Source organism: Atopobium sp. (assembly GCF_034113385.1).
Classification (GTDB): domain Bacteria; phylum Actinomycetota; class Coriobacteriia; order Coriobacteriales; family Atopobiaceae; genus Atopobium.
Genome location: NZ_JAXEXL010000013.1, coordinates 232,087 through 240,611, shown reverse-complemented (window position 1 = coordinate 240,611; position 8,525 = coordinate 232,087). Strand labels below are relative to the sequence as shown.

The window sequence follows — 8,525 nt, the reverse complement described above, 5'->3', positions numbered from 1 at the left end:
ACATTAGAGGGAAGCGTAATACCATCGGGCACTTCAAATGTAGCTGTAAAGGTGCAATCTGCAACATCTACCATAATCTGAGACTGATCAACACCTGGATATAGTCTCTCAATAGCAGACATTTGTGCCTTGATAGCGTTGACATTCAAAGCACCCGTATAATCTACCTTGCTACCAGCGGTAGTCGTATAGATTTCATTGTGCTCTGTGTTGTCTCCAACCAAAATGTCCGCAGGCAACGTAGCCTTCATGGTGCTTGGAGTCTGAACAGTTGCCTGGATTACCTGAGGATCAGAAGCAACGCTGTCCTTACCATCTGCCCACTGCTCGCCAGTCCAAATAAATGAGAAGGGCTTGGTCTTGCCATTATACGTTGCAAGCGCATCAAAAGAGCCAGATACTTCAGCAGTTGTCGTAAGAGACGTACCCTCTGCAACATCAGAGTTAACCAAGACATCAGGAATGGCAACCTTCATCCAGCCATCCTGACCACCAGCAGAATCTACCGCCTTTTCAAGCTGGTCATACTTAGTAATGCTGTCGGACAACGCCATAGACACCGTGGCCACGTTGTCCTTGACTTCTACCTTGGTAACCTTGAAACCACCAAAGTCCTTAAGTTCCAGTGCGTCAGGGGTAAGATCCTTAGGCATGGTCATGCCTGCGGGCAACATAAGCTTGGCAGAGAAGTTAAAGTCCTTTACGGTTACATCAATCTGGTTATGAGGCGTATTGGGATACAAAGCCTCAATTGCAGCCATTTGATCCTTAATGGACTTAACATTTACAGCGCCTGTCACAGCAATCTTTTGACCAGGCAGCACGCCATATACGCTCTCATGCGTGGAGTCCCCATTAATGAGAAGGTCAGCGGGAATTGTTTGCTCGGTTGGCTTTACTGCAATAATCGTGTGCTGGATAGTGTCATTATCCTTAGCATTCTTGTCTTTGCCAGCGGCAGACTGAGTTGCCTTCCAGCTAAAATCAAATTTCTTGGCCTTGCCACTTGGAACAGAAGCTATCGCGCTAAATGTACCTTCTACCGTACCGGTTGCAACAAGCTCTTGATTGTTGTTGACCTTTGCGCTGTCCAAAGTCAGACCTTCAACAGTCACCGAGATGGGACATACGCCAGTCTCTGTTGTCTGCGCAGCATCGTCCTTACCTGTGGAATCAACGGCATCCTTGAGAGCCTGATAATTGTTGATACCATTAACCAGTTTAAAGGTAACCGTAATTGTTTGGCCATTTGCCTCAGTAGACTCAACAGTAAACGCATTACCCAATCCCTTAGCAGTAATAGTGGGATTGTAAGGAATCTGTACACCTTCAGGCAATGTAATTTTTGCAGTAAAGGTAGAGGTGGTGTCATCAAGCTTGATGTTCTTATAGTCAGCTTCTGAAATACTTGGGTACAAAGCCTGAATGCCCTGCATCTGATTTTGAATTGCTTTAGCATCAATTTGACCGGTAAGAGAGAAGCTTTCATTCTCTGCATTTACAAACCTTGCATCGACACTGGCCTTGAAATCCTCACTATAAATGTCACCGGAAAGATTAAAGTCGTGCTTAACTACTTCGATGCTGGGGTCAGTTTTCCACTTAAGGTAATACGTAATATCGTTATTTACCTTTGTGGTGCTTTTAAGAGTAGTAGCATTTTTGCCATCAGCATCGGTGTACCAATAGTCATGGTAGGTAGTTGTAAACCAGAGGCCTTCCTCACGGTTTTTATAATCAAGAACGCTGTGGTTCTTAGTTGCAATCTTGGCAAATGCTTTATCAGAAGCACTATCCTTTACTGGAGAAGCAAGACCGTCCGTAGCAGTAGTTACATCTGCCTTAAGAGACTTAAGCAAATCATCCAATGACTTCTGGTCAAGAATCTTTGCCTGAGCCTTTACGGTTGCAACTTCACCACCCTGGTCATCCTTAGAAATCTCAAAGACATCAGGGTTCTTCTTGAACACGCTATCATTTGAGAAAATGCCGCCGTTTGCAGAGAAGCGCACGGTTGCCATCTGGTCTTCCCACTGAGCATACAAATCAAGGGATGGCTTACCGGCAGGAACAGTAATGGTTTGGTTAGGGGCGTAGCTCTGCCCCTGACCGTCTGCCTTGGTGTTCCAGCCCTTAAAAATCTTACCCTTAGGAGCAAAAGCTGCATTTGCAGAAGAAACAGCTTCATGAGTTACAACCTGTGCGGTGCGGTCAGCGTTTTTACCCTTGTCGGTGTACGTAACGTCTGTACCACCAGCATTGTTGTGATAGACAACACCGTAGCTATTGGCGTTTTCCTTCCACTTAGCATACACCGTTGTGGGGGAAGTAATATTTACCGCAGATGCATCAAAGGGCTCCTCGGTATTGCCTTCCTTATAGAACCATCCTGCAAAGTCGTATCCTATCGCAGTTGGATCCGCAGGAGCGGTATTTGCCCCAGCAGCAGGCGTGGCATCAGCTAGGGAATAACCACGCATGGCAAGAGCTTCTTTACCATCGGTTGTACCATCTTCAAACGAGGCAGAAACGGCATTTTGAGTTCCAGGCTCATTGAGCACAAACGTTACTTTCTCGGCGGGAACCCAAACGTGCTTTTTGCCATCCTCGGATGGAGTAGCAACGGGATAGGCGTATGCTTGACCGTTAGAATTAATGGGAGAGAAAGAAGGTATGCTAGAGTCTGTAAGAGTAAAAAGCATCAGCTTTTCATTCCCATTTTCTGCGCCATTAGTAGGCACAGTACTACCCATAGAGCCATTGTAATTAGGTACATAAGAAACATGGTAGGAGCCGCCAAGAACCACATGACTGCCTCCAGCTTGCGCAGCACCCGTATGGGACTTTGCTGTTGCAGGTGTTTCTACACGAGAACTACCTGTAAAGGTAATTGAACCTTTTGCCTGTGCACCATAGAGTGCACCACTGTTCTTTCCATCACCCTTAATAGTTGAGTTTTCAAGCGTAACTTTACCGGTATTAACGTTAAAACCGCCAGTTCCACCATTCTTAAACTCAAGAGTTGAATTAGTAATAGTTAGAGGACCGTCCGTTATACCAACAGAAAGTCCTGCCTCATATCCACCATTAATAGAAACAGTAGAACCAGAAATAGTGCCCGTACTTTGAATGGTTGCACCAGTACGCTGTGCTCCCTGAGGGCCAACTGCAACAGTAAAGTGTGAATCAGTAAAGCTTGGCTTTATATAAAAGCCGCCATTAATACCCGCAACAGTAAAGTTGGCATTTTTAAGAGTAAGCAGCTTTCCATCAATCCAAGAGCCACTCAGAGTCCAGCTAATGCGATCCTTATTCTGAGAAGTAACATTAACTGTACAATTCTCAAATACGGCAGCAGCAGTATAGAAGTTTGTCTCACTCTTATCATCTGCTGTAATTACAAGTTTATCGCGCCCGGTGCTACCCTTAACAGTGCCACCCAAAGAAATGCCCGTTGTGCTATTTGTTGAAGCATTGTTCTTGAAGTTATAAACACCGTCAGTGATAAGAGAACCTGCTTGAGCGGTAAGCGCGGTATTAAATCCAGACATGGAAAGTTTGGCACCATTAGATGCTTTAAGTGTAGCTTCTTTGGAAAGCGTAAAGCCATTTTTACCGGCACCAGTAAGGGTAGTATCCCCATAAATATCTAAGGTTGCCTTGGCTGGAATGGTTACAGGATTAGCCAGCGCAAAACTACCTTTTACATGTACTGTTCCGCCATCTGACATTGCTTTAAGTGCAGCCTCAAAGGTCTTAAAAGGAGCATCAACAGCGCCAGTGGCAGTGTCATCATTACCAGTTGCACCATCCACATAGACATTTGCTAAAGATTTTGGTGCTGGTGCAGCCAAACGACTTGCCGTAGGTACAGTACTTGCTGCAGGAGCTGGAGCAGCAGAAACTGGAGCTGCAGCCTCAGATGGCTTCTCGGTAGCCTCAGCCGCTGGAGTGTCAGAAGCGGTAGAGGAAGGGGTTGCCGTAGTAGACTCAGGAGCTGTTTGAGCAGAAGCCTCACGAGTGGCAGCCGTAGCGTCTGCCGTTACGTCATCCGCAGCAAACGCTTGAGCAGGCGTAAGTGAAAGGCACAACGAAGCCGAAAGGAACGCTGTAAGAGCCTTGTGGCCAAACGATGGTGGCACGGGACGTAAGTTGTTGGACATAGGTCCTCCAGTTTCTCTTGCGGCTGCCGGTTGGTGTGTTTGTGCTGTTGTTTTAGCTGCCGCTTTGCTAAACACAATACTTGGTAAACACAAAATCTCTCAAAAAATATACACTTACTTAAATATAATACTAAGTTTGCCAATCTATTGATAGGGTAATTCATATAAATACGTATACCTGAAAGCGAAGTTTTTTAAGACACAAAAAGGTCACTTGGGCAACGCCAAGCGACCTCAGTTTGATTATGCGTTTATGCGTTAACACTCTTCTTTGATGTTATCTACTAACACCCTGCATACAGAGCGTATGTATGAGCGTATGCACTACCTACCAAACTTATAAGGTAATGTTACCCAGCGCCTCTTTAAAAGCGTCTGCTTCAGTGGACTGTAGCGCCAAACGTGCGTTAGTAGCTGCCCAAGCTGCAGGAGTACCCGTGTCACAACCCTCCATGGGGTCAATAACAACCGCATACATTTCTTCTTCATCCAACAGGCGTTCCATGGCGTCCGTAAGCTGAATCTCATTACCAGCACCAGGCTTTTGATCTGCTAACAACTCCATAATGCGGGGAGACAGCAAATAGCGGCCTACAATAAAGAGATGGGATGGAGCATCTTCTGGAGCGGGTTTCTCTACCAGACCTGTGACTTTCCAAACGGCACCTGCCTGCTCGCCAGAAGCAGCTATGCCATCAAGTGAACCTATGCATTCACCTGCAATAATGCCATAACGGCTCACTTGATCGGCGGGAACGGGTGCCACGGCAATAACAGAAGCGTTATTGTGAGCACGAGAAACCTCTGCCATCTTGATATTCATTTGTTTGCTGGGAACAAAGTAGTCACCTAACAGAACAAAAAAGGGCTCATTGTCCACTTTACCTGCAGCGCAATGAACTGCATGGCCAAGCCCTAAAGCCTCATCCTGATACACAAAAGAAACGGGCAACTCTGCTGCAGCATGGACTTTAGCAGCTTCTTTGGACTTGCCGCGCTCTTCAAGCATCTGCTCAAAGCTTGCATCTACACTAAAATATGCTTCAATTTGGGGCTTATCATGAGAATTAACAATTATGCACTCATCTACTCCCGCAGGAGCCAATGCTTCCTCAACAACGTACTGGATAACAGGCTTATCAATAACAGGAAGAAGCTCTTTGGGGGTGCATTTTGTAGCTGGCAAGAAGCGAGTGCCGAGGCCTGCGGCAGGAATAATAGCCTTCATACTGTTCCTTTCACGTTACGTGTGCGACACCACGTACGCACGGCTGCAAGTAAGTTAAGAATACGTAACTGGTAGTACTCTAACCCATTTGAACTACTTTTGGCGAGGTTTCACAGTAATAGCTGTTTTCAAACTGCGTTATGTGGTGTTATGGGGCGGTGTGCGACGTTACATATCGTTACATAGCGAGAAGCCCAGCGCTTAATGCAGCAGTATGCGGCAGTGCACTTCCTTTTCCCGCACCAATAATGCTCATATGTACCTGCGCAGCATGGTACGCCATCTGCAAGAATGCTTGTTCGCTGGCATCATCTGACCCGTCTGCGGTGCTTGGACACATGGTCATAAGCGTCCCTACGCCATACAAATCTGCAATGCTCACCAAGTCCTGAGCCAGCGTATGCGCAGTAGGTGGGATTGAAGCATGCGACGATGCAGCTAATACGGCAGATACGTCAGACTGGGCGCAACCAGAAACAAAAACATTAGTAAGGCCAATAGCTTCAGCCCCAGCATCTACCAGGCGCTTAAACACCCTAGAGAGCTCTGTTTTGTTGTAGCTAGCAGTAAAGGCTGTTGCATCAAGAGCGCATATAATGGGGCGCGAGCACACAAGACGTGATGCCAAAACGGCACAAAGCGCATCCTCGATGGTAGTCATATCTGTAATAAAAAGTGCATGAACCTGCGCATCTACCAAGGCTGTTGCCTGCTCTTTATACAGCGCGCGAGCCTGACGCGCCGCAGGGCTATCCTGCGAAAGTACAGGAATCTTGGCAGAAGTAATGGCTCCTACAACAAAGCGCGGACTTGCAGCATACGCTGCACGAACAGCCTTATCACACAGCTCGTAGCAGGAAAGATTTGTATCAAGCTCGTCCAAAAGATTGGCTGTACAGCCAGCGGTTTCTGTTACCAGCGCCGTAGCACCACAAGCAACTTGGAGCTGATATGCATTGGTTAGAGTTTCTGGCTCATACTGAACCCACAAGGGTCCTGTTATAGCTTGTGCAGCGGGCAGCTGCTCCAACGTCCACGAAAGGTTGCTTGAAAGCAAGAGATTCTCACCGGCTTGACCAGTGAGAATCTTTCCAAATTCATTTGCTGCTTCTTCACAGGCATCGTCATACGTAGGGCGTTCCCATAAAGAACTTGCATAGTAACCTTGGTTGGTAAGCATGATATGCCTTCAAAGTATTGGTATGACCTTACGGGTATTACGGGTAGGTTATTGGGACTTGTGCTGCCCGTCTTCCTCACCTTGATCGATTGAAAAACCCTGATCAGCCAAAAACTTTGCCCAGCGACGCATGGTGTCTCTCGACAGGGCATGCTCCATAGTGCACGCCTCTTCATTTGCAATTTCAGGGTCTACACCCAAGTCCTTCTCCAGAAATGCACGAATAAGACGATGTGCATGCCATACTTCAGAGCCATACTCACGCCCAGCTTGAGTAAGCGTAACGCGGCCATAACGGTTTTGCTCTACATACCCAGCATCCTTAAGCGTGCTGATAGCTTTGTTAACGCTCGCCTTAGAGACGTTAAGCTGATCAGCTACGTCTACGGAGCGAATACCCGAAGGATTGTTCTCGGCAACCGTAATACGGTAAATAGACTCAAGATAATCCTCGTTTGCCATAGACAGGCGGTGTTCATCGATAAAATCTTGTTCTGACATAGAATGTACCTCCAGGCGGTAAATGTTAGCTCAAGTTTACCCTATCGCCTTAAGAGATATACCAAATAATTTTGGATAGCTGCATCAAATGTATGCGCGATGCGCTTTGCGCGCTGGATTTTGCATGCTGCGTTTTGCACACAAACCCTTAAAGACAATTCGGAAGGTTAATCCTCGTCCACTTCTATAGAAGCGCGTTGCGCATGAGCCCCAAGGGCAACGAGTTTATCGACAAACCCTTCGTAGCCACGATCTATATGATGAATAGCGCTGATAGTAGTAATGCCATCTGCTACAAGGCCAGCCATGGCAAGTGCTGCGCCACCACGAAGATCAGGTGATTTAACCTGTGCGCCAGACAGCGTGGGCACGCCATGCACGATTGCGTGATGACCTTCAATGGTAATATCTGCGCCCATACGGTTAATCTCGCTGGCAAACATGAAGCGGTTCTCGAAGACATTCTCGGTAATTACGCAGTTGCCGTCTGCCATAGCAAGTACGCACATGGCCTGGGCCTGCACGTCTGTTGGAAAACCGGGGAATGGAAGCGTTTGAATATCCACAGGCTTAAGTTTGCCGGTTCGCGATGCAACTACCTCGTGCTCTCCGCGCTCGATAGTAATGCCCATGGCCTCAAACTTACGCAACACCATACCCAGATGAACGGGCTCAAAACCACGGACGCGAACTGGGCCGCCCGTTAAACCGCCAATAGCCAAAAACGTTGCTGCTTCAATGCGGTCACCAACAACGCGATGCTCTACAGGATGTAGCTCTGCCACGCCTTCAATTTCAATCAAGGGTGTACCTGCGCCACGAATGCAAGCGCCCATCTCATTAAGCATATTGGCAAGATCAACAATCTCTGGCTCACGGGCAGCATTATCAATAATGGTAGTACCTTGAGCATGCACCGACGCCATCATGAGGTTCTCGGTAGCGCCAACGCTTGCAAACTCCAAAGTCACTGATGCGCCTTTGATGCCCTGAGGAGCAGAAGCGTGGATATTACCATGGGAAACGTCAAACTCCACACCTAAGGCTTCGAGGCCCAAAATGTGCATATCAATCTTACGAGCGCCAATGTTGCAGCCGCCAGGCATAGCAACAACAGCCTTGCCAAAACGCGCCAACAAAGGCCCCAAAACAGCCGTAGAAGCGCGCATCTGAGCCACCAGCTCATAAGGCGTCTCCCACTTGTCTACGTTGGTTGTATCGATAAGCAGCTCGTGTTTGCCCAAAACAGTAATCTGGGCACCAAGGCGTTTAAGCACCTTGCCCATAATGTGGACATCAGAGATATCAGGAACGTTAGTAAGGGTTGTTTTACCAGGTGCCATAACCGTAGCGGCCATAAGCTTAAGCGCAGAGTTTTTTGCTCCGCATACCACAACCTCACCCGAAATTGGGTGACCACCCTCAATTTGAATAACGTCCATGCTACCCCCGG

The 8,525-nt window shown here is 47.4% G+C and carries 5 protein-coding genes; all 5 read right to left on the bottom strand.

Annotated features, from left to right (window positions below; all coding sequences use genetic code 11):
- A partial coding sequence (locus SPD80_RS04495) for an InlB B-repeat-containing protein (RefSeq protein WP_320828664.1) occupies positions 1 to 4,163 on the bottom strand: 4,163 nt, incomplete at its 3' end.
- A 337-nt stretch (positions 4,164 to 4,500) separates the two neighbouring features.
- A complete protein-coding gene (locus SPD80_RS04490) occupies positions 4,501 to 5,391 on the bottom strand; it encodes a UTP--glucose-1-phosphate uridylyltransferase (RefSeq protein ID WP_320605240.1) in 891 nt (296 codons plus the stop codon).
- 178 nt (positions 5,392 to 5,569) lie between these two features.
- A complete protein-coding gene (locus tag SPD80_RS04485) occupies positions 5,570 to 6,571 on the bottom strand; it encodes a homocysteine S-methyltransferase family protein (protein ID WP_320828663.1) in 1,002 nt (333 codons plus the stop codon).
- A gap of 48 nt (positions 6,572 to 6,619) precedes the next feature.
- A complete protein-coding gene (locus tag SPD80_RS04480; RefSeq protein WP_320828661.1) occupies positions 6,620 to 7,072 on the bottom strand; it encodes a metal-dependent transcriptional regulator in 453 nt (150 codons plus the stop codon).
- A gap of 167 nt (positions 7,073 to 7,239) precedes the next feature.
- Positions 7,240 to 8,514: a UDP-N-acetylglucosamine 1-carboxyvinyltransferase gene (gene murA / locus SPD80_RS04475; RefSeq protein ID WP_320605234.1), complete on the bottom strand. Its 1,275-nt coding sequence runs from the start codon at positions 8,512 to 8,514 to the stop codon at positions 7,240 to 7,242.
- Between the last annotated feature and the right edge of the window lie 11 nt (positions 8,515 to 8,525).